Source organism: Streptomyces sp. NPDC055632 (assembly GCF_053618675.1).
In genome coordinates, this window is sequence record NZ_JBSHHY010000065.1 from 1 (window position 1) to 21,151 (window position 21,151).

The following is a 21,151-nucleotide window of genomic DNA, read 5'->3' on the forward strand; positions in this document are numbered from 1 at the left end:
CCCGCCCGCCGACCCCGCCGCCGCCGGGGCCGCCCACGCGGCGGCCGAACGCGCCCTGCGCGAGGCCGACTCCGCCCTCGCCGCCGCCCGCGAGCGGGTCACCGGGCTCGCCGGGCTCTCCCGGCAGGCCGCCGCCGAGGTCCGCCGCCTGGGGCCGCTCCGCGAGGAGTACGAGCGGGTGGCCCGCCTCGCCGCCCTCACCGCCGGCACCTCCGCCGAGAACGAGCGCCGGATGCGCCTGGAGTCGTACGTCCTGGCCGCCCGGCTCGAACAGGTCGCGGCCGCCGCGACCGCCCGCCTCCTGCGCATGTCCTCGGGCCGCTACACCCTGGTCCACTCCGACGCCCGCTCCGGCGCCAGGCGGGCCGGCCTCGGACTGCACGTCGTCGACGCCTGGACCGGCAACGAGCGCGACACGGCCACGCTCTCCGGCGGCGAGACCTTCTTCGCCTCCCTCGCCCTCGCCCTCGGCCTCGCCGACGTGGTCACGGACGAGGCGGGCGGCGTCCGGCTCGACACCCTCTTCATCGACGAGGGCTTCGGCAGCCTCGACGAGCAGACCCTCGACGAGGTCCTCGACGTCCTCGACTCGCTGCGCGAGCGGGACCGCAGCGTCGGCATCGTCAGCCACGTCGGCGACCTGCGCCGCCGGATCCCGGCCCAGCTGGAGGTCGTCAAGGAGCGGCACGGCTCGGCCGTGCGGCTGCGCACCGGCGGGGACGCGCTCAGCGGCTGAGGGGACGCCGGGGCAGCGGCGAGGAGTAGACGACGCTGGTCGTCACCGGGCCGAGCCCGGCGATCTTCCCGGTGACCGTCTCCAGGTCCCGCATGGAGCGCGCCGCCACCTTCAGGACGAAGCAGTCGTCGCCGGTGACGTGGTGCGCCTCCAGGACCTCCGGGGTGGTGTCGAGCAGGTCGTGGAACGGCTTGTAGTTGCCGTGCGGGTAGCGCAGCCGGACGAAGGCGAGGACGGTGCGCCCGAGCCGCTCCTGGTCGACGAGCGCCGTGTACCCGGTGATCACCCCGGCCTCCTCCAGGCGCCGCACCCGGTCGGTCACCGCGGACGGCGACATCGACACGGCGCGCGCGAGTTCGGCGAAGCTGGCGCGGCCCTCGGACTGGAGAACATCGAGGATGCGCCAGTCGGTGGCGTCCGGCGTGTAGGCGGTGCTCATGGAGGAGCAATAGCAGGCGGATCCCCCGCCGATCAAGGGAGATCCCCGGCCGTCCGGGCGGACGGCCGGGGATCTCCCCCGGCTCCGGCCCCCGGAGCCGGGGGATCGACCCGCTCCGGCCCCCGGAGCCGGGGATCTCCTCGCTCCGGCCCCCGGAGCCGGGGATCTCCTCGCTCCGGCCGTCAGAGCCGGGAGATCTCGTCCACCAGGTCGTCCAGGCCGAGGGGCCCCTGCGAGAGGGCCGCCATGTGCCAGGCCTTCGCGTCGAACGCCTCGCCGTGCGCCGCCCGGGCGTTGGCGCGGCCGAGCAGCCAGGCGCGCTCGCCCAGCTTGTAGCCGATGGCCTGGCCCGGCACCGAGAGGTAGCGGGTCATCTCGCTCTCCACGAAGGCCGGCGGGCGGCTGCTGTGCCGCTGGAAGAACTCCTGGGCCAGCTCCGGGGTCCACCGCTCGCCCGGGTGGAAGGGGGAGTCCGCCGGGATCTCCAGGCCCAGGTGCATGCCGATGTCCACGACCACCCGGCACGCGCGCATCATCTGGGCGTCGAGGTAGCCGAGGCGCCGTTCCGCGTCGGGCAGGAAGCCGAGCTCGTCCATCAGGCGCTCGGCGTACAGCGCCCAGCCCTCCATGTTGGCGCTGACCTTGCCGATGGTCGCCTGGTAGCGGGAGAGCCGGTCGGCGACGTGCACCCACTGCGCGGTCTGGAGGTGGTGGCCCGGCACGCCCTCGTGGTACCAGGTCGACACCAGGTCGTACACCGGGAAGCGGGTCGTGCCGTCCACGGGCAGCCAGGTGCGGCCGGGGCGCGAGAAGTCCTCGGACGGGCCGGTGTAGTACGGCGCGGCGGCGCCGCCCGGCGGGGCGATCCGGGACTCCACCCGCCGCACCCGCTCGGCGAGTTCGAAGTGGGTGCCGTCGAGCGCCTCGACGGCCTCGTCCATCAGCCGCTGGAGCCAGTCGCGGACCTCGTCGACGCCCTCGATGTGGGTGCCGTGCTCGTCCAGGTGGGCGAGCGCCTCCCAGGGGTCGGCGCCGGGCAGGATCCGCTCGGCCTCGGTCCGCATCTCGCCGAGCAGCCGGTGGTACTCGGACCAGCCGTACGCGTAGGCCTGGTCGAGGTCCAGGTCGGTGCCGTTGAAGAAGCGGGACCAGCGCCGGTAGCGCTCGCGGCCCACCGTGTCCGGGGCGCCGGCGACGGCCGGGGCGTACACGTCCCGCATCCAGTCCCGCAGCGCCCCGAGGGCGGCGGTGGCCTCCTTGCCGGCCGTCGCCAGCTCGGCACGGAGCCCCTCGGGGAGCGCGTCGGGCCCGGCGGCGGCGAACTCCTCGAACCAGCCGGGGCGTTCGCCCGCGCCGCCGGTCCACTCGGTGAGCTGTCCGACGAAGGTGGCGGTGGCGCGGGGGCCTCCGAACAGCCCGCGCTCCAGGCCGAGGGCGAGCGAGGAGCGGTAGCCCTCCAGGGCGGCCGGAACCGCGCGCAGCCGGGCCGCCACCGCCGCCCAGTCCTCCTCGGTCTCCGTCGGCATCACGGTGAAGGCGATGCGGACGCTGTGCACGGGCGAGCGCATGTTGCTGACGGTACAGAGGCCCTCGTCGGCCTCGTGCACGGCCAGTTCCGCCGTCAGACGCTCCCGCAGCAGCCGGGCGCACCGCCGTTCGGCGTCGCCGTCGGCCCCCGGCACCCGCTCGGCCTCGTCGAGCCGGGCGAGCGTGCGGCGGGCGAGATCGGCCACGGCCCGCTGGCCGGCGGGCGAGAAGTCGGGCAGCAGTCCGGCGCTCTCCCTGACTCCCAGGTACGTACCGATGATCGGGTCGAGGGCGATGAGTGCGTCGACGTGGTCGTCGGCGACCTGGCGGGGCAGCGGGCTGCTGGAGATCTCTGGCATGGGTGCCATCCTGGCCTCTCCGGCGGGCCCGCGTCATCCTCGTCGGGCTTCAGTCGGCTGACAAGGAGGGGCTCGCGGAGGGGGGCAGGAGCGGCCCGCACTCCCACTGCTGGAAGATCAGCCGGGTCTCGACCCGGGCCACCTCGCGGCGGGAGGTGAACTCGTCCAGGACGAGTCGTTGCAGGTCGGTGGGGTCCGCCACGGCCACGTGCACCAGGTAGTCGTCGGGACCCGTGAGGTGGAACAGCGCCCGGGACTCCGGCAGGGCCCGGATCCGGTCGACGAACGGACCGATCAGTTCCCGCCGGTGCGGGCGGACCTGGACCAGGAGGAGCGCTTCGAGCCCACGGCCGAGTTTGGCCGGATCCAGACGTAGCTGGTGACCGAGGATCACGCCCGTGCGCCGCAGCCGGGCCACCCGGTCCAGACAGGTGGAGGGAGCGACGCCGACCTCGGCGGCGAGCTCGCGGTAGGTGGTCCGGGCGTCGTTCTGCAGGAGGCGAAGAATGTGCAGATCGACCGGGTCCAGTACGACGGAATCGGCCATCCGCCGAACGTAGCACGGAGGTTCCGCGCTACTTGCCGGTATCCGTTCACAGTGCCGCCATGGACGCCATGGATCTCGGCCCCTCGGTCACCCCGAGGGCCCTTGCCACCGAAGCCGTGCACGCGGGCCGCGAGGACCTCGCCGACCTCGGGCTGCACGCCCCGCCGATCGACCTGTCCACCACCTACCCCTCGTACGACGCCCGGGGCGAGGCCGCCCGGATCGACGAGTTCGCCACCACCGGCGCCCGGCTCGACGGCCCGCCCGTCTACGCCCGGCTCGACAACCCGACCGTCGCCCGCTTCGAGGAGGCCCTCGCGCGCCTGGAGGGCACCGAGGCGGCCGTCGCCTTCGCCAGCGGCATGGCGGCCCTGACCGCCGTCCTGCTCGCCCGGGCGAGCCAGGGCCTGCGCCACGTCGTCGCGGTCCGCCCGCTGTACGGCTGCAGCGACCACCTCCTGGACGCCGGTCTGCTCGGCACCGAGGTGACCTGGACCGACCCGGCCGGCATCGCGGAGGCGATCCGGCCCGACACCGGCCTGGTCATGGTGGAGTCGCCCGCCAACCCCACCCTCGCCGAGGCCGACGTCCGGGCCCTCGCCCACTCCTGCGGCTCCGTGCCGCTCCTGGTCGACAACACCTTCGCCACCCCCGTCCTCCAGCGGCCGGTCGAGCAGGGCGCCCGGATCGTGCTGCACAGCGCGACCAAGTACCTGGGCGGCCACGGCGACGTCATGGGCGGGGTCGTCGCCTGCGACGAGGAGTTCGCCCGCACCCTCCGGCAGGTCCGCTTCGCCACCGGCGGGGTGCTCCACCCGCTCGCCGGCTATCTGCTGCTCCGCGGCCTGTCCACCCTGCCGGTACGGGTCCGGGCGGCGTCCACGACGGCCGCCGAACTCGTCCGGCGGCTCGCCACCGACCCCCGGATCGCCCGCGTCCACTACCCCCGGATCGGCGGCGCGATGATCGCCTTCGAGGTCTACGGGGAGCCGCACGACGTGATCGCCGGGGTACGGCTCATCACCCCGGCGGTCAGCCTCGGCAGCGTCGACACCCTCATCCAGCACCCGGCCTCCATCAGCCACCGGATCGTGGCCGAGGGCGACCGGCGTTCGGCGGGCGTCAGCGACCGCCTGCTGCGGATGTCGGTCGGCCTGGAGGACGTCGAGGACCTCTGGCGGGACCTGACGCAGGCGCTCAGCGCTCCGCCGGCCGGCTCTCTCCGTGCTGCCGCGTCCGGCCGCCCGGGAGCCGTTCCGAGGCCAGCCGGGCGGTGATCACCAGGGTGCCCTCCTCGATCTGGTAGTCGAGGGGCAGGTTGAGCGCCCGCATCGCGGCCACCATCCCCGTGTTGGACGACTGGGTCACGGCGTACACGCTGTCGCAGCCCGCCTCCTCGGCCATCGCCACGAGCCGGCCGAGGAGTTCGGACCCGATGCCGCGCCGCTGCCAGTCGTCCTCGACCATCAGCGCGACCTCCGTCTCGTCCCCGTCCCACAGCAGGTGGCCCAGGGCGACGAGGCGGCCGGAGGCGGTCTGCACGGCGAGGGTGCGCCCGAAGCGGGGGCTGAGCAGGTGGTCGAGGTAGCGGTCGGCGTCGCCCACCGGGCCGTGGTAGCGCAGGCCCAGGGTGCGGGCCGAGCAGCGGTCGTGCATGGCCCGCGCGGCGGCCAGGTCGCGCTGGTCGGCGCGGCGGACGGTGATCTCGTTGCCCTCGGGCAGGGTCAGCACGTCCCGGCCGCGCGGGAGGCGCGGGCCGAGCCGGGCGTCGAGCTCGACCAGGGCGCGCGCCCGGGCGAACTCGGTCGGGGTGAAGGGGAGGCAGGGGCGCTCGACGACGAGCGTGCCGCCGTGCGGGTCGCGCAGCCGCATCACGGTCTCCTCCAGGACCCCTTCGACCGGGGCCTGTTCGCCGGTGGGGCGGCCGGTGAGCGAGACGGCCGGCACGGAGTGGAGGGTGCAGCGGCCGAGGAGCTGGCGCAGCGCGAGCGGCAGTTCGGCCGCGTCGAGCGCCGTACGGGTGGCGAGTCCGAGGACCCGGGTGGGCGTGTCCACCAGGTCGTGGGCGTCGGCCCGCTCGGTCCAGGTGTCCCGGCCGCCGGCCGCCGCGACCTCGTGGGCCAGGGCCCGGGCGGAGAGGTCGGCGGGGGCGCGCAGCAGGAACTCGTCGACCGTGCCGTCCGCCAGCGGGTGGGTCTGGAGGGTGAGGATGTCCACGTCCAGGCGGGCGAGGACCGTGCACAGGGCGGCGAGGCTGCCCGGGGTGTCCGCGACGGTGGTGCGCATCCGCCACAGCGCGGTCCCGGCGGCCCGCCCGGACTCCTCCTCCGTGCGGTCCCCCTCCTCGGCACGGGGCTCCGCCGGCGCTCCGGGCTCCGGCCGCGCCCCGGGGACGAGGGCCGGGCGCCCGCCGGGATCACCGGCGGGCGGGGCATGGCTGGCATGACTGCGCCGCCGCGCCCACCAGGTGTGGAAGGCGGCGGTGGCGATCAGCGCGATCGCCGAGAAGACCAGGAGGTAGGGGCCCTCCGGGCCCTTGGCGATGGTCTTGGCGATCGTGTCGGCCACCACCACGGCGGTGAACAGCGCGGCCAGCTCGATCAGGTCGTGCCGCCAGTGGTGCGGGTGGCGGGTGCTCTTCGAGGACGTCACATCGGTCATGACTTCACTGTGGCCCAGTGGTGTTGCGTGATCACGAACGCTTTGTGACTGACGGGTTAAGCGCCCATCTGGCGGCTTAACGACCGATTCAGACCGTTTCTGTCGGAGGCTGATCGACCCCTCGACGGAGTGCGTTCAGCAGCCGCCCGGCCTGGACCACCAGCTGCGAGGAACCCCGCGCCGAGGCCACCCCCTCAAGGCCGGCGAGCTCACCCCGGGCCCCGCACCGCTCCACGCAGTCCGCCGCGACCGCGAGCACCTCGCCGAGCCCCCGCACCGGCTTCTCCGCACCGAGCGGCTCCGGCAGCATCGCCTCCAGGACCGCCCAGACCGTCCCGTACGCCCCCGTGACGGCCGCCGTACGAGCCGCGTCCGCCACCCGGTTCGGCTTGAGCGCCCCCTCCGCCACCAGCCACGCCAGCTCCGCCCCGAGCGCCCGGGCGTTCAGCTCGCCCCGCGACGCCAGGACGAGCAGCGCGTCCACCGCCCGCAGCCGGTCGTCGGAGTCGACGCAGCCGAGACCGAACGCCAGGGCCAGGTGCACCGCCCGGCCCACCGGCCCTCCGGCCTCGGCCAGCGCGGTCAGCGGCTCGGTCGTCCCGCGCTGGTCCCCGTCGACGGAGTGCGCCATGGCCGGAAGCAGACAGGCCGCCAGGACCTCGCGGTCGGCCGGGAGCACCGACGCCCACTGCGCCCGGTCCCCGATCCAGTGGTGGCAGCGCCGAGGAGTCGCCCGCACGGCGCCGCCCAGCCAGTGGAAGGCGGGCGGGAACTCCTCCCGCACCACGGCGCGCTCCCCGAACTCCACCACGGTCCGGTCGATCAGCCACCACTTCCCCGAGAACTGCCCGGCCCCCCGGGGGAAGAACCGCACGGTCGCCCCCAGCGCGTCCCCGTCCCGCAGCCAGGCGGCGAGCCGCAGACCGGCCGGAGTGCCGAGCGCCGCCGCCTCCCCGGCCGCCCGCCCCGCCGACGGATCGGCCCGCAGGACCCGGACCAGGGCCTGGGCGAAGTCCACCGGGGCGGGCTCCACGCCCGCGTCCCGGTAGGCCCGCAGCCGCTCCACCAGGACCGGCGGGTCGATCCCGCCGGTGTGCAGGGTCGGCGTGGCGAGCAGGAACGGCAGCTCGTCCGAGCCGACCAGGGCGGCGGCCTCCCACAGCCGCGCGTCGAGGATCCCCGACAGGCCCTCGTGGGAACAGGAGTCCCGGTCGGGCACCTCCGCCCGGTGGACGTCGATCACCGACCGCTTCACCACACCGAGCAGCGCCGCGAGCACCACGTGGATCCCGTGGGTGTAGTACGTGAAGTGGTGGGTCGTCTCCCAGGACGCCTTCGGGAACGCCTCCCGCACCGCCTCCACCACCGCCGCCCGGTCCCGGTGCGCGTGCCGCACCAGACCGTCGAGCGCCCGCTCGAACGCCACGGGCTCCTCCATGAGCCCCTTCGCCACCAGCTCCTCCACCAGCTCCGCGACCGTGGCCGCCGCGGGCGCCACCGGCTCCGGCCCCGGCACCGGCGGCAGGATCTCCTCGTACGGACCGGAGTCGGGCTCCGCCAGGGCGTCCCCGAACACCTCCACGGCCGCCCGCCGGTGCGCCGGTCCGAGGAGCCCGGCCGCCTCGGCCAGCTCGCCCCGCACCTCCGCGTCCACCGCGGACAGATACCTGCCCACCAGCTTGAGCGCCCGCTCCTGGACGCCGGTGTCCTCGTGCCCGAAGGCCTCCGCGACGGCGGGCAGCAGCTCGCCGGCCGCGCCCCGCTCCCGTGCCAGCACCTTGCCGACCAGGGTCAACTGCGCCCGCACCAGCTTCTTCTCGGTCCGGAAGAGCACCGCGCCCGTCATCTCGGCCAGCGCCCCGACCGGCAGCGTCCCCGCCGCGGCGAGCCCCGCGAGGACCTCCTGCGCGTACCCGGCCACCGGCGACGGCGCGTCCGCCGCCATCCCCACCCAGTCCGGGACCCGCTCCCGCAGCTCCTCCCCGGTCGGCGCGAGGAGCCGCAGCACCTCCAGCGGGAACCGCAGGTCCCGCGCCCGCCCGCCGCGCAGCAGCCGGGACGCGCACAGGTCCACCACCTCGGCCCGGTCGAGCACCCCTTCCGCGACGAGCGCCGTGATCGCCGTGGGCCAGTGCGTCGGCGCCTCGGGACCGACCGACCAGGTCAGCCGGTCGGGGGTCTCGCCCATCGACAGCGCGTGCGCCACCAGGACCGGCGTCTGCGGGTCCGCGCGCAGCCGCTCCAGGAGCCGTTTGTCGGTGACCTTCCGCGTCCAGCCCAGCACGTAGCCGTCGGTCGCCGGGACCGGACAGCCGGAGCGCACCACGAGCCCGTGGACCAGTGCGTAGGCGCTCTCCGCGACGTTGCGCCGCTTGGCGAGCCGTCCCGCCACGTCCGCCAGCCAGGCCGGGTCCCGGTCGGCGAGCACCGCCAGGACCGGGGTCGCGTCCTTGAGGTCCCAGCCCAGCATGTCGCTGCCGGCCAGCCAGGTCGCGGCCGCCGCGGCGCCCGTGTGGCACCCGGCCCCCGCCACGTACAGGCCGCGCCGGATCCGGGCCGCCTCCTGTCCTCGCTTCCAGTCCCAGGAGCGGACCTCGGCGCGCAGTGCCTTCAGCCTCCCGAGGGCTTCCTTGCGCGCGGCGGCGTCCAGCGGCTCCAGGAGCTTCGGCACCTGGTGGGCCCGCCCGGCGCGCACCGCGTCGAGCAGCGCCTCGACCGCCGCGCCGCCCGCGGCCCCGCCCCGCGCACCGTCTTCCACCGGCACCGCCGCACCGCTCTCCGTACCGATTCCCATGGCTGCCCCCATTGTCTTCCGTCCCGCCCCTTCGATCCGTTCCCTGATCCCGGCCACCCGGCCGGTCACGGCGCGGCCCCGGCCGCGACCACCGCGCCCCGCCTGACCCTCCGCACCGCGAGCGCGTGCTTGCACGGCCCCCGCAGCCCCCGGTGGTCCGCCCACCACCGGCAGGTGCAGCTCAGCACCCCGTCCGACTCCCGCACCCGGTAGCGCCGGTCGCCCGAGGCCACCGCCGCCGACTCCCCGTCCAGCTCCACGGCGCCCTCCGCGACCAGACGGCGGGCGCTCACCAGACGCGGGTTGTGGCGCTCGGCGCGGTCCGCGTCGTACGGCAGCTCCCGGTGGAAGTAGGCCGCGTCCGCCACGTCGTACCCCACCCGGCCGGCCGTCCCGAGCCGGGTCAGCGCCGCCCGCACCCGGTCGGCCGTCAGACCCGCCTGCGCCGCGAGGTCGGCCGGGTCGACGCGCGGCTCCCAGGCCAGCAGCACCGCGACCAGTTCGGCGTCCTGCTCCGCCTCCTCCGTCGCCAGCGCCTCCAGGACCCCGCCCTCGCCGGAGAACCCCCGCGACGGGTCGGGCGACAGCGTCAGCGTCAGCCGCATCCCCGGCAGCGTCACCTCCCAGGCGCTCGCCGCCGCCACGCCGTCCGGCACCGGCCCGTACACCCGCAGCCCCGTCGCGTACCGCAGCACCCGCTCCAGGGCGACCAGCCGGTCCGGCCCCGGCAGGCAGACCGCGCCCGCCCCCGGCCGGGTCGTCGGCCGCAGCGTCCGGCCCGACTGCGTGATCCACAGCGGGCCGCGCCCCCGGGCCTGCGTGCGCGGCAGGGACCGGAGGAACCGCACGGTCTCCGCCCCCGTCAGCTCCGCCCGCAGGTCGAACCGCGCCGAGGCGACCTGGGCCTCCGCGAACCCCCGCAGCCAGCGGTCCGGCAGCGGCACCTTCTTCTCCACGACCGCGCCCGCGAGGGTGCTCACCGCCATCTCGTCGGGACCGACCCGCAGGTGCAGCGGATCGTCCCCCGTCATCCGCGACAGCGCCTCGCGCAGCGGGTCGTTGACGTCGACGTTGGTGGTGCCGTGGCCCGTCTCCGCGCCGCCGAGACCCTCGTCGAGCACGTCCAGGCGCGCGTACACCCCGCCGCAGCCGGAGAAGGACTCGAACCGCAGCCGGTCCCCGTTCCCCGTCACCACCGGATCCAGCGAACCCGGCCGTATCCGCTGGTAGTAGCGGGCCGCGGCCACGTCGGCGACCGCGAGCAGACCGCGCGCGGCGACCTGAGGCGAGGCCAGGAAGCCGGAGAAGAAACGGGGATGGGCCTCGGCCCCGCGGGGCGTGAGGCCCCCCGCCGTCTCGAGCCCGAGCAGCCGGCCGGAGCCCGTGGACTCCAGCGCGGAGGGGCGTGCGTAGGCGAGTGCCTGTACGGATCGCGTCATGGAAAAAACCGTAGAACCCGCCACTGACAACGCCTCTGAGCAGCGGGTTTCGCGCAGGGGTCACCTCCTGGCCGGTGTCGTTCGACGACTCGGTGTCACGGATGCCCCGGTGCCGTCGTACGGCTCCGTGCCACCGAACGTCCCGGTGCCGTCGCACGGCCCCGTGCCACCGAACGCCCCGGTGCCGTCGTACGGCCCCGTGTCACCGAACGACCTCGTGTCACCGAACGACTCCGTCTCACCGCACGCCCCGTCTCACTGCCCGACGCGCCCCGGCCGCAGCACCTTGCTGAACAGGACCTTCCCGCCCTCCGCCCGCAGCCGCACGGTCAGGTCGCCGCTGTGGCCGTCGATGTCGACCTCGCCGAAGTACTGCGGGCTCTCCATCGGCGACAGGTTCGCCCGCTCCGGCGCCCGCACGAAGACCCGCTCGGGGCCGAAGGTCCCGTCGAGCGCGTTCGCCGGGAACCCGCCCGCCGCCAGCGGCCCGGACACGAACTCCCAGAAGGGCGCGAAGTCCTTGAAGGCCGCCCGCTCCGGCGCGTAGTGCTGCGCCGAGGTGTAGTGCACGTCCGCCGTCAGCCACAGCGTGCCGGTGATCCGCCGGTGCTTGACGAACCGCAGCAGCTCCGCGATCTGGAGCTCCCGGCCCAGCGGCGCGCCCGGGTCGCCCTGCGCGATCGCCTCGAAGTTCGCCGCCCCGTCCGGCACGACCAGGCCGATCGGCATGTCCGCCGCGAGCACCTTCCACACGGCCGTCGACGCGGCCAGCTCCCGCTTCAGCCAGGCCAGTTGCTCCGCGCCGAGGATGCCGGTGGTGTCGTCGGCCTGCCGGTTCGGGGAGTTGGCGTTCCGGTACGAGCGCATGTCGAGCACGAACACGTCGAGCAGCGGCCCGTACCGCACCACCCGGTGCACCCGACCGCGCCCGCCGGGCACGTGGAGGGTGGAGACCGGCGCGTACTCGCCGAAGGCGCGCGCCGCGCGGGCGGCGAGGACGTCCACGTCCTTCTCCGCGTACCGGGGGTCGTCCAGGATCTGCCCCGGGTACCAGTTGTTCCGCACCTCGTGGTCGTCCCACTGCACGATCGACGGCACCTGCGCGTTGAACGCCCGGACGTTGTGGTCGAGGAGGTTGTACCGGAAGTTGCCCCGGTACTCGTCCAGGGTCTCGGCGACCTTCGATTTCTCCGGCGTCGTGACGTTCCGCCAGACCCGCCCGTCCGGCAGGGTCACGCTCGGCTCGATCACCCCGTCCGCGTAGATCGCGTCGCCGCTGCACAGGAAGAAGTCCGGGTCGAGCCGGCGCATCTCCTCGTACGCGCGGAAGCCGCCGATGTCCGGGTTGATGCCCCAGCCCTGCCCCGCGATGTCCCCGGACCACAGGAAGCGGACGCCGTCGCGGCGCCGGTCCGGGGCCGTGCGGAACGTGCCGGTGACCGGCTCGCCGGTACGGCGCGGGTCGTCCGGGTCCGCCAGGACGACCCGGTAGTGGATCTGCTCGCCCGCCGGCAGGCCGCGCAGGGCCGTGGTGCCGGTGAAGTCCGTGCCCGCCCCGAGCAGCGGCCCCCGGTGGCGCCGCGCCCGCCGGAAGGACTCGGTCGCGGAGGTCTCGACGACCATGCGCGCCGGCCGGTCGGAGCGCACCCACACCAGACCGGAGGAGGCCGTGACGTCCCCGGTCTGCACGCCCCACGCGGCCCGGGGGCGGCCGGAGAGCGCGAACGCGGGGGCGGCGAGGCCGGTGCCGCCGAGGGCGAGCGCGGCCGACGCGGCCAGCGAGCCGCGCAGGAGGCCGCGCCGGGCGGGCGCGGGGGAGGAGCCGGGCACGGGGTGGGACATGGAAGGGCCTCCGGGAGGTGGTCGATTCCGGTCGTGGGCGGTACGCCGCCCCATGCCTAACGGCCGGGGGCGGCGCCCGCGCGAACCCCGCGTGAACAGATCACTCCGCCGGCCCCTCCAGGCCTCCCGTGGGAAGAGCCTCGCCCCCGGATCCGATCCGTTCGCCCTCGCTCTCACGGGCCCCTGCGAGGCCGACTCGCCCTCCCGATCGGATCCGTTCACCCCCGGCCCCGCGAGATCAGCTCGCCGTCGGCCCCCCGACCGCCTCCGCCAGCAGCGCGACCCCCTCCGCGATCGCCGACGGCGACAGGTGCGCGTAGCCGATGACGAGCCGTACGTCCCCGTCCGCCGGCCGGGCCGTGCCGTACTCCTCCAGGGGCCGCAGCGCCACCCCCGCCTCCGCCGCCCGGGCCAGGAAGCGTTCCGGCGGTCCGAAGCGCGCCGGCACGCGCGCGATGACGTGCAGTCCGGCCGCGATGCCGCTCACCCCGGTGCCGGGAAGGCGCTCGGCGAGGGCGGCGAGCAGCGCGTCCCGCCGCTCCCGGTAGGCGCGCTGGCAGCGGCGCAGCTGCCGGTCGTACCCGCCCCGCGTCACGAACTCCGCCAGGACGGCCTGGTCGAGCACCGGATTGCCCAGGTCCATCGTCCGCTTCCGCTCCACGACCTCGTCGAGCAGCGCCTCCGGGACCAGCGTCCAGCCGAGCCGCAGCCCCGGCGCCAGCGACTTGCTGACCGATCCCGCGTAGACGACCCGCTCCGGATCGAGCCCCTGGAGCGCGCCCACCGGCGCCCGGTCGTACCGGAAGTCCCCGTCGTAGTCGTCCTCCAGGACGTAGCCGTCGACCGTCCGCGCCCAGTCGAGGAGCGCGGCGCGGCGCTCCGCCGACCAGCCGATGCCGGACGGGAACTGGTGCGAGGGCGTCACGACCACGGCCCGCACCCCCGAGGCGGCGAGCGGACCCGGCCGCAGGCCCTCCCCGTCCAGCGGCAGCCACACCGTCTCCATGCCGGTCGAGGCGAAGAGGCGCCCGTGCTCCGGGCTGCCGGGATCCTCGACGCCCACCGTGCGCAGCCCCCGCGCCCGCAGCACGAACCCCAGGAGCGTCGACGCCTGCGCCACGCCCGAACAGACCACGAGCCGTTCCGGATCGGCCACCACGCCCCGGCGCCGCGCCAGCATCCCGGCCAGCGCCCCGCGCAGCTCGGGGAGGCCGCGCGGGTCCGGGTAGCCGAGGGCCCGGTGGGGCAGCCGCGCCAGGACGGACCGCTGCGCCGCCGCCCACGCGCTCCTCGGGAACAGCGACAGGTCCGGGACCCCCGGACGGAAGTCCACCCGGACGTCCGGCGCCCCGGCGGCCCCGCCCGCCCGGCCCGTCGTGGTCATCCCACCTGTCCCGGTCGCCCCACCTGTCCCGGCTGTCCCGGCCACCCCATCTGTCCCGGCTGCCCCGCCCGTCGCGCCTGTCCTGGTCGTCCCGCCGGTCCCGCCCGTCCCGGTCACCCCGCTCCCGGTCACCCCGCTCCCGGTCACCCCGCTCCCGGTCACCCCGCTTCCGGTCGCCCCGCCCGTCGCGCCGGCCCTGGCCGCGCCGCCCACCCAGGTCCCCGCGCCCCGTTCGCCGCGCAGGTACCCCTCGGCGGTGAGCTGCTCGTACGCCTCGGTGACGAGCCCCCGCGAGACGCCGAGGTCGGCCGCGAGCTCGCGGGTGGACGGCAGCCGCGTCCCGGCCGCGAGCCGCCCCGAGCGGACCGCCTCGCGCAGCGCCTCCTGGAGCGCCCGGCCCCGCCGCCGCGCCGGCGCCCCGACGGCCGGGAGCAGCAGCTCCCACGCGGGCTGCCCGGCGGGTCCCGGCGCCCCGCCCGAAGTGGTCCTCGATGGAGTCATGGAAGTGGACCTTAACCGGGGCCGCGCGGCTTCCTAGCGTCGTCACCATGAACGCGAACTCCCTGCGCGGGGTCCTGCTCGTGACCCTCGCCTACGCCCTCGTCGGCGCCTCCTTCACCGCGAACAGCCTGCTCGGCGCCTACCCGTACGCGGGCGGCCAGGCCCTCCGCTACGGAGCGGCCTGTCTGCTCCTGCTCCCGCTGCTCGGACGCGGCGGACTCGCCCCGCTCCGGCTCCTGACCGCCCGTCACTGGCTGCGGCTCGCCGCCCTCGCGGCCGTCGGCATGGTCGGCTTCAACCTCGCGATCCTGGCCGCCGAGCGGACCGCCGAACCGGCCGTCCCGGGCGTCCTCGTGGGCTGCGCGCCGGTCGTCGTCGCCGTCCTGGTCCCGCTGGCCGAGGGCCGCAGGCCGGCCCGCGCCGTGCTGTACGGGGCGCTGCTCGTCGCCGCCGGGGCGTTCACCGTGCAGGGCTGGGGGCGGACGGACGCGGCCGGGATCGGCTGGTCGGTGGCGGCGCTCGCGGGCGAGGTCGGGTTCACGGTCCTCGCCGTGCCGGTGCTGCGGATCCTCGGTCCGAAGCTGCTCACCGCCGCCGTCTGCGGGGTCGGCGCGGCCGAGGCGGCGCTCCTCGGGCTGCTCGTGGACGGCGCCGGTTTCGTACGGACGCCGACGGGTGTGGAGGCGGGGGCGCTCGTCTGGCAGGCCGCCCTGGCCACGGTCGTCGGCTTCGTCCTCTTCTACATGGGCGTGCAGCGGATCGGCATGGAGCGGGCCACCCTCTTCACCGGGGCGATCCCGGTCGCCGCCGCGCTGAGCGCCGTCCTGGTCGCGGGCGCCTCCTTCGGCCTCCCGCAGGCGGCCGGCAGCCTGCTGGTGGGGGCCGGCGCCGCCCTGGGCACCGGCCTGTTCACCCGCACGAAAGAGGCCTCAGCGGCTGCCGTCCAGGATCACGCGGGCGACGAGGGCCGGGTCGTCGTTCATCGGCACGTGGCCGCAGCCGGGCAGGCGGACGAGCCGCGCGCCGGGCAGGGCGTGCTTCGCGCGGACGCCCTGGCGGCGCAGGAGCAGCCGGTCGCGGGTGCCCCAGGCGACGGTGACGGGGACCGAGGAGGAGACGTCGTCGCGGAAGAGCACGGTCCGGCCCGCCGCCAGGGTCTGGTGGAAGCCGGTCGCGCCGCGCAGCGCGAGCGTCTCGGCGACGACCGCCTCGGGTGAGCGCCGGGCGGGCCGGGCGTAGATGGTGCTGGTGAGGGCGGTGCGCCCGGCGGGCGTACGGGAGAGCCGCTCGATCACCGGCACGGGCAGCGACAGGGCCGCGCCCCGCATGGCCCGCAGCGTCCCGAAGGCGTACCGGCGCTCGGCCTCCGTCCAGAAGCCGGCGGGGGAGAGGGCGGTGACCGAGCGCACCAGCTTCTCCCGGCCCAGCTCCAGCGCGAGCAGCCCGCCGAGCGAGTTCCCCGCCACGTGCGGACGCTCCACGCCGAGGGCCCCGCAGAAGGCGCCGAGGACGGGGACGACGGTGGACAGGCCGTACGGGGCTCCCTCGGGCAGCGCGTCGGAGGCGCCGAAGCCGGGCAGGTCGACGGCGATCACGTCCCGCTCGGCGGCCAGGACGTCGAGGACGGGCTCCCAGGCCTGCCAGTGGTGCCCGATGCCGTGCAGGAGCAGCAGCGGCTCGCCCGCGCCCCTCCTCTCGTACGTCAGGGACGTCGTCCGGGGACCCGTGGGGGTCTTGATCGTGAACGTGATCCGTGCGGGCATGCGGACTCCCTGTCGTGACACCTCTTAGACGACCCGTCAGTAACAATTACCGGTCGGTAGCCTGGAGTTCAAGAGCGCTGCCCGAACTGGACAGGCCGGAGGCGGTGGGCTGGGATGGGCGGGTGCCCACCGACATCCCCACCGACACGCTGACCGAACTCTTCGAGGAGCACCGCCCGATGCTTCTCGGCGTCGCCTACCGGATGCTCGGGCGCGCCGCCGACGCCGAGGACGTCGTCCAGGAGGCCTGGCTGCGCTGGACCGCCGGCGACCGGGGCGACGTCCGCGAGCCGCGCGCCTTCCTCGTGCGGATCACCACCCGCCTCGCCCTCGACCGGCTCCGGCTCGCCCACGCGCGCCGCGAGACCTACGTCGGCCCCTGGCTGCCCGAGCCCGTCGTCACCGACTTCGGCCCGGCCGCCCCCGACACCGCCGAGCGCGCCCTGCTCGCCGACTCCGTCTCGCTCGCCGTCCTCGTCGTCCTCGAATCCCTCTCGCCCCTGGAACGGGCCGTCTTCGTGCTGCGCGAGGCCTTCGGCTTCCCGTACGGGGAGATCGCCACCGCCCTGGACCGCTCCGAGGCGGCCGTGCGCCAGCTCGCCGGGCGCGCCCGGCGCCACGTGGACGAGGGCAGGCCGCGCTACGACGTCGACCCGGCCGAGCGCCGCGACCTCACCGAGCGTTTCCTCGCCGCGGCCTCGGGCGGCGACCTCGGCGAACTCCTCGCCCTGCTCGCCCCGGACGTGCGCCTCGTCGGCGACAGCGGCGGCAAGTCCAAGGCGCCGCTGCGGGTCATCGAGACCGCGGACAAGGTCGGCCGTTTCCTCAACGCCGTCGCGGTGGACGCCGACTCCCGCTACGAGCACCGCCTCGTCGAGGTCAACGGCGCCCCGGCCCTGGTCACGTTCGTCGACGGGCACCCCGACACGGTGATCCAGCTGGAGGTCAGGGACGGACGCGTCCAGACCGTCCACATCATCCGGAACCCCGACAAGTTCCACGGCCTGAAGGGCGCCTGACCCTCCGGGCACGGCGACGGGCCTCCCACCGCGGTGCGGTGGGAGGCCCGTCGCCGGTCGGGGAGGGAACGCGTCACACGCCCGCGATCGACCTGATCCAGGAGCGGTACGCGGTCACGTTGGTGTACGCCGTGGTGGTCTGGCGGTCGCTGGTGGAGGCGACGCCGACCTGGACGCCCGCGGCCATCATCGGGCCGCCGGAGTCGCCGCCGGCGGTGATGCCGTCGCCCCGGCGGGCGCAGATCGCGGAGCCGCCGTAGGCGTCGGTGCAGCCGCCGGTGACGGTGACGTTGGCGACCTTCAGGTAGCGGGACTGGCAGTTGGCCTCCGAGCCGCACTGGGACGTGGCGCCCCAGCCGTACACCTGGACGCTCTGGCCGACGCGCACGGTGCCCGGCTGGCCGAGCGTCGCGTAGGTGGCCGAGACCGAGCGGTCGAGGCGGACGAGGGCCAGGTCCGAGCTGTGCGTGTAGGTCTGGGCGCCGTTGGCCAGGGTGCCGCCGCTGTGCTGGTCGAGGCTGCCTATGCGGAAGGAGAGACCGCCGCCGGTGACGCAGTGCTTGGCGGTGAGGATCCAGGTCGGGGCGATGATCGTGGCCGAACAGGTCTCCCGGCCGTTCGAGAGCAGCCGGGCCGCCCACGGGGCGTTGGAGGCGTAGCCGCCGCCGATGATCGGCTGCACGGCCTGGACGGCCGGGGGCGCGGGCGCCGGTGCCGCCGAGGCGGTGGGGGAGAGGAGGGCGAGGACGGAGACCGCGGCGGCCGCGAGGGCGGGCACGAGCCGTGTGATGCGCAAGGTTCCTCTATTCGGTGGGCGCGCCCGGGGGCGCGCGTGTGGGGGGCGGGCGGCCCGGAGGGGCCGCGCGCATGCCGGAGTCCCGCCGGCGGGGCGGTGGTTCGGCATGGACATGACCCATGATTCCGAAGAGGGGGGCGGGCGCGGTAATAACACTTGGCCATAACACGGCGCTCTCTCCCCCGGGAGCTCCCGATCCGGAAGGAGCCCGAGGGCTCCCGGGGGACTCCGGAAGGAACCCGATGACTCCCAAGGGCTCCCGAGGTCCCCGAAGGACGCGCTGCTTCGTCGTCCGGCGCCGTCGCCGCCGCACGAACCCCCGCCTCCCCCGCCCCTCGGCGGGGGTTTTCCGCTACCGGCGCCTCACAGGGGTGCGAACGTCCTGTGAACGATCTAGGTCAGAGGGCCACATTCCGGGGTTTTCGACGGAGGATTGGTCTTGACCAAGGGGGTGGCTCGCCTTATGGTCGCAGAGTTAGTGCAGGAACCTTTAATAAACAAGGGCGCGGAAAAACGCCGCGGGACACGGCGAATTGCGGAGGATCAGGGTGGGGACCACGCAGCTGGCATCGGTACCGGAACCGAAGTACCAGCACCTCAAGACAGTGATCGGCGAAGCGCTCGACTCGGACTTCGCCGTCGGGGAGATCCTCCCCAACGAGCGCGAGCTCGCCGCGCGCTTCGGCGTCGCCCGGGCCACGCTCCGGCAGGCCCTGGAGCAGCTGGAGCTGGAAGGGCGCCTCCAGCGCCGCCGCGGCGTCGGCACCACGGTCGCCCCGCCGCGCGTCGGCGTGGACGTCTCCACCACCCAGCACACCTGGCCGGGCGTCGGCGACGAGGCCTGGCAGTCCCTGGACTCCGCCTCGGACGTGCCCCCGGCCGCCGTCGCGCGCGTCCTGGAGACCGGCGCCGAGGACCGGGTGCACGTCGTCCGCCGCCTCCGCATCAGCCAGGGCCAGCCGGTCGCCGCCGAACTGCTCTACGTGCCGGCCGGCTCCGTCCCGGACCTCAGCGGCATCGACGCCCCCGCGGGCCCCGCCCGCGCCCGCGCCGTGCTCCGCGAGCTCCAGCACCTCGCCCTGGACGGCCAGGACCGCTCCGTCGAGCTCGGCTCCGCCCGCGCCGACGACGCCAAGGAGCTCGACCGGCTGCCCGGCGCGCCCGTCCTCGTCGTGACCACCCGCTACCTCTCCGGGGGCCGCACGGCCGCCGTCTCCGTGGCCACCTACCGCGCCGACACCTGCCGCCTCACCTTCGGCGACTCGGGCGACCTGGTCATGGCCTCGTAGCCCGCCCCCCTCGACAGGCACCGGCCCGCCCCGGGACCGCCCCTCCGGCGGTTCAGCGGCGGGCCGTCACCGTTCCGTCGACCGCGAAGAGCTGCTCCTCGACGTGGTCGAGGGCGAGCCGCAGCGCCCCCGTGCCCACCGCGGCCTCGCCGAGCAGGGAGAGCACCACCCGGGGCGGCCGCAGGCAGAACCGCGCCAGCTCCTCGCGGAGCGGCTGGAGCACCCCGTCGAGCCCGGCCGCCCAGCCGCCCACCACGACCAGCTCGGGGTCGATGGCCAGGACGAGGGCCGCCACGTCGTGCACGAGCCGCTGGATGAACCGCTCCACCGCCGCCCCGGCCCGCGCGTCGCCCTTCTTCGCCAGCGCGAAGACCTCCGCGACCGCCTGCTCGTCCAGCGGGTGCAGCGGCTCGTCCGTGGTCGAGAGCAGGTGCTCGGGGGTGACGTCCCGGCCGAGCAGGTGCAGGGCGCCGATCTCCCCGGCCGCCCCGCCGAAACCGCGGTGCAGCCGGCCGCCGATCAGCGAACCGGCGCCCGGGCTCAGCCCGGCCAGCACGAACACGATGTCGTCGGAGTCGGTCGCCGCGCCCTTCCAGTGCTCGGCGACGGCCGCCGCGTTGGCGTCGTTCTCCACGATCACCGGGCAGCGGAAGGAGCGCCGCAGCCGCTCGCCGAGGGCGAGGCCCGTCCAGCCGGGCAGCGCCGTGCCGAGGCGCACCGTCCCGTCGGCCTCCACGATGCCGGGCGTGCCCACGCCCACGGCCCGCAGGTTCGACCGGGCGACCCCGGCCCTGCGCAGCACGTCCGCGACGACCGTGCGCACCCGGTCGAGCCGCTCGTCCTCGGGCGCCGTCTCCGACACCTCGCGGGACCCGGCGCCGATGATCCGCCCGTCGAGACCGGAGAGCAGGGCGGCCACCCGGTGCGGGCCGATCTCGATGCCGAGCAGATGGCCGGCCTCCGCGCGGAAGCGGAACCTCCGCGCCGGACGCCCCTGCCGCCGGGCCTCGCCCTCCTCGGGCGCCGACTCGACGACGAGCCCGCCCTCCATGAGGCCCTCGACGACCCCTTCGACCGTGGGCCGCGACAGACCGGTGATCCGGGTCAGATCGGTGAGCGTGGGCGCGTCGGCGCCCCGCAGTGCATGGAGTACCACCGCGGAGTTGATCCGCCGCAGCAGAGACGGATCCCCGCCGGTCAGCCGCCCCACCGTGTGTCCTCCCAGCTCGTGAGCCATTCAGCCGGATGGTACTCAATGGGTCCTGATGCGGCGAGTGCCGCCCCCGTCACGCTTGGGTGACGGTCCGCGCCCGCGGTCCCGACGGCCCCCCGCACCTCCGACCGGCCGAGCCGGGTGCGGGCGGGGACGCCAGGGGGAAGGCGGGGGAGGGGTGTGAAGCGGAACGGGACGTGCCGGACGTCCCGTTCCACCGCCCGCGGGGCCCGCGCGAGAGCCGTACGGGACCCGGGGCGCCGTACGGTCCCGGCCCGGTCCACCCGACCGGGCCCGGTCTACGCCTCCGGCCGCCGCTCGACCCCCGCCGCCTCGCGGAGGCGGGCGAACTCCTCGGCCATCGCCTCCGTCGACCAGTGGGCGTTGAGCCCGCTCGGGCTGGGCAGCGCCCAGATCCGGGTGGTGCCGATCGTCCGCTCCTGCGGCCCAATCACCGCCTTCGGCTCGTCGAAGGCCGCGCGGTACGCGGTGACCCCGGCGATCGCGAGCCAGCGCGGGGCCAGCCGCTCCACCCGCCCGGTGAGCAGCCGCCCGCCCTCCCGGTACTCCTCACGGGTCAGCTCGTCGGCCCGCGCGGACGGCCGCTCCACCACGTTCGTGATCCCGAGGCCGTACGTCAGGAGCTCCTCCTGCTCGTCCGGCCGCAGCTGCCTCGGCGTGAACCCCGACAGGTGCAGCACCGGCCAGAACCGGTTGCCCGGCCGGGCGAAGTGGTGGCCGGACGCCGCCGTCATCAGCCCCGGGTTGATCCCGCAGAAGAGCACCGAGAGGCGGCGGGGCGCCCGCTCGCGGCGGAACGCGGGGCGGGGGGGCGGCAGGCA

General features: G+C 75.6%; 16 protein-coding genes and 1 pseudogene. 5 read left to right on the top strand and 12 right to left on the bottom strand.

What is annotated here, in order from left to right:
* A partial coding sequence (locus ACWGSR_RS36415; RefSeq protein WP_453573474.1) for an SbcC/MukB-like Walker B domain-containing protein occupies positions 1-736 on the top strand: 736 nt, incomplete at its 5' end.
* Here the strand turns inward: ACWGSR_RS36415 and ACWGSR_RS36420 are convergent.
* The 3 genes from ACWGSR_RS36420 to ACWGSR_RS36430 form a co-directional block, all read right to left on the bottom strand.
* A complete protein-coding gene (locus ACWGSR_RS36420) occupies positions 726-1,175 on the bottom strand; it encodes an Lrp/AsnC family transcriptional regulator (protein WP_376243595.1) in 450 nt (149 codons plus the stop codon). The two genes, ACWGSR_RS36415 and ACWGSR_RS36420, sit on opposite strands and share 11 nt — an antisense overlap.
* A 182-nt stretch (positions 1,176-1,357) precedes the next feature.
* On the bottom strand, positions 1,358-3,061 hold the full coding sequence (locus ACWGSR_RS36425; protein ID WP_376243592.1) for a DUF885 domain-containing protein: 1,704 nt from the start codon (positions 3,059-3,061) through the stop codon (positions 1,358-1,360).
* Between the two features lie 49 nt (positions 3,062-3,110).
* Positions 3,111-3,608 (bottom strand): Lrp/AsnC family transcriptional regulator, encoded by a 498-nt coding sequence (locus ACWGSR_RS36430; protein ID WP_376243590.1) that lies wholly within the window; start codon positions 3,606-3,608, stop codon positions 3,111-3,113.
* Between the two features lie 59 nt (positions 3,609-3,667).
* On the opposite strand from ACWGSR_RS36430, the gene ACWGSR_RS36435 reads away from it, so the two are divergent.
* Positions 3,668-4,885, top strand: a complete 1,218-nt coding sequence (locus ACWGSR_RS36435) for a trans-sulfuration enzyme family protein (protein ID WP_376243587.1) — start codon at positions 3,668-3,670, stop codon at positions 4,883-4,885.
* Here ACWGSR_RS36435 and ACWGSR_RS36440 read toward each other — a convergent pair.
* The 5 genes from ACWGSR_RS36440 to ACWGSR_RS36460 all read right to left on the bottom strand — a co-directional run bounded on the left by ACWGSR_RS36440 (position 4,806) and on the right by ACWGSR_RS36460 (position 14,229).
* Complete coding sequence (locus ACWGSR_RS36440; protein WP_453573482.1) at positions 4,806-6,269, bottom strand: GNAT family N-acetyltransferase; 1,464 nt, start codon at positions 6,267-6,269, stop codon at positions 4,806-4,808. The genes ACWGSR_RS36435 and ACWGSR_RS36440 overlap by 80 nt on opposite strands.
* Positions 6,270-6,357: 88 nt before the next feature.
* Positions 6,358-9,063, bottom strand: coding sequence for a DUF7824 domain-containing protein (locus tag ACWGSR_RS36445; RefSeq protein ID WP_453573485.1), 2,706 nt, complete (start codon positions 9,061-9,063; stop codon positions 6,358-6,360).
* Between the two features lie 65 nt (positions 9,064-9,128).
* Complete coding sequence (locus ACWGSR_RS36450; RefSeq protein ID WP_453573488.1) at positions 9,129-10,502, bottom strand: SWIM zinc finger family protein; 1,374 nt, start codon at positions 10,500-10,502, stop codon at positions 9,129-9,131.
* A gap of 255 nt (positions 10,503-10,757) precedes the next feature.
* Complete coding sequence (locus tag ACWGSR_RS36455; RefSeq protein ID WP_453573491.1) at positions 10,758-12,344, bottom strand: alkaline phosphatase D family protein; 1,587 nt, start codon at positions 12,342-12,344, stop codon at positions 10,758-10,760.
* 238 nt (positions 12,345-12,582) lie between these two features.
* Positions 12,583-14,229, bottom strand: a complete 1,647-nt coding sequence (locus tag ACWGSR_RS36460) for an aminotransferase-like domain-containing protein (RefSeq protein ID WP_453573494.1) — start codon at positions 14,227-14,229, stop codon at positions 12,583-12,585.
* A gap of 47 nt (positions 14,230-14,276) precedes the next feature.
* On the opposite strand from ACWGSR_RS36460, the pseudogene ACWGSR_RS36465 reads away from it, so the two are divergent.
* Positions 14,277-15,065: pseudogene (locus ACWGSR_RS36465) on the top strand (EamA family transporter); the annotation flags it as partial.
* Positions 15,066-15,158: 93 nt separating this feature from the next.
* Here ACWGSR_RS36465 and ACWGSR_RS36470 read toward each other — a convergent pair.
* Positions 15,159-15,992, bottom strand: a complete 834-nt coding sequence (locus tag ACWGSR_RS36470; RefSeq protein WP_376243570.1) for an alpha/beta fold hydrolase — start codon at positions 15,990-15,992, stop codon at positions 15,159-15,161.
* Between the two features lie 134 nt (positions 15,993-16,126).
* Here ACWGSR_RS36470 and sigJ point away from each other — a divergent pair, with 134 nt between their 5' ends.
* Entirely contained in the window at positions 16,127-17,011 is an 885-nt protein-coding gene (gene sigJ / locus ACWGSR_RS36475) for an RNA polymerase sigma factor SigJ (RefSeq protein WP_376243618.1), read from the top strand.
* Between the two features lie 73 nt (positions 17,012-17,084).
* On the opposite strand, the gene ACWGSR_RS36480 is transcribed toward sigJ, so the two are convergent.
* Complete coding sequence (locus tag ACWGSR_RS36480; RefSeq protein WP_376247278.1) at positions 17,085-17,807, bottom strand: S1 family peptidase; 723 nt, start codon at positions 17,805-17,807, stop codon at positions 17,085-17,087.
* A gap of 548 nt (positions 17,808-18,355) precedes the next feature.
* Here ACWGSR_RS36480 and ACWGSR_RS36485 point away from each other — a divergent pair.
* The gene (locus ACWGSR_RS36485) at positions 18,356-19,096 is read left to right on the top strand and encodes a GntR family transcriptional regulator (protein ID WP_376247281.1); all 741 of its coding nucleotides are present in this window, start codon (positions 18,356-18,358) and stop codon (positions 19,094-19,096) included.
* Between the two features lie 52 nt (positions 19,097-19,148).
* On the opposite strand, the gene ACWGSR_RS36490 is transcribed toward ACWGSR_RS36485, so the two are convergent.
* Both ACWGSR_RS36490 and mug read right to left on the bottom strand, forming a co-directional pair.
* A complete protein-coding gene (locus tag ACWGSR_RS36490; RefSeq protein WP_121831754.1) occupies positions 19,149-20,306 on the bottom strand; it encodes an ROK family transcriptional regulator in 1,158 nt (385 codons plus the stop codon).
* A 302-nt stretch (positions 20,307-20,608) separates the two neighbouring features.
* Positions 20,609-21,148: a G/U mismatch-specific DNA glycosylase gene (mug, locus tag ACWGSR_RS36495; protein WP_453573500.1), complete on the bottom strand. Its 540-nt coding sequence runs from the start codon at positions 21,146-21,148 to the stop codon at positions 20,609-20,611.
* Positions 21,149-21,151: the final 3 nt, after the last annotated feature.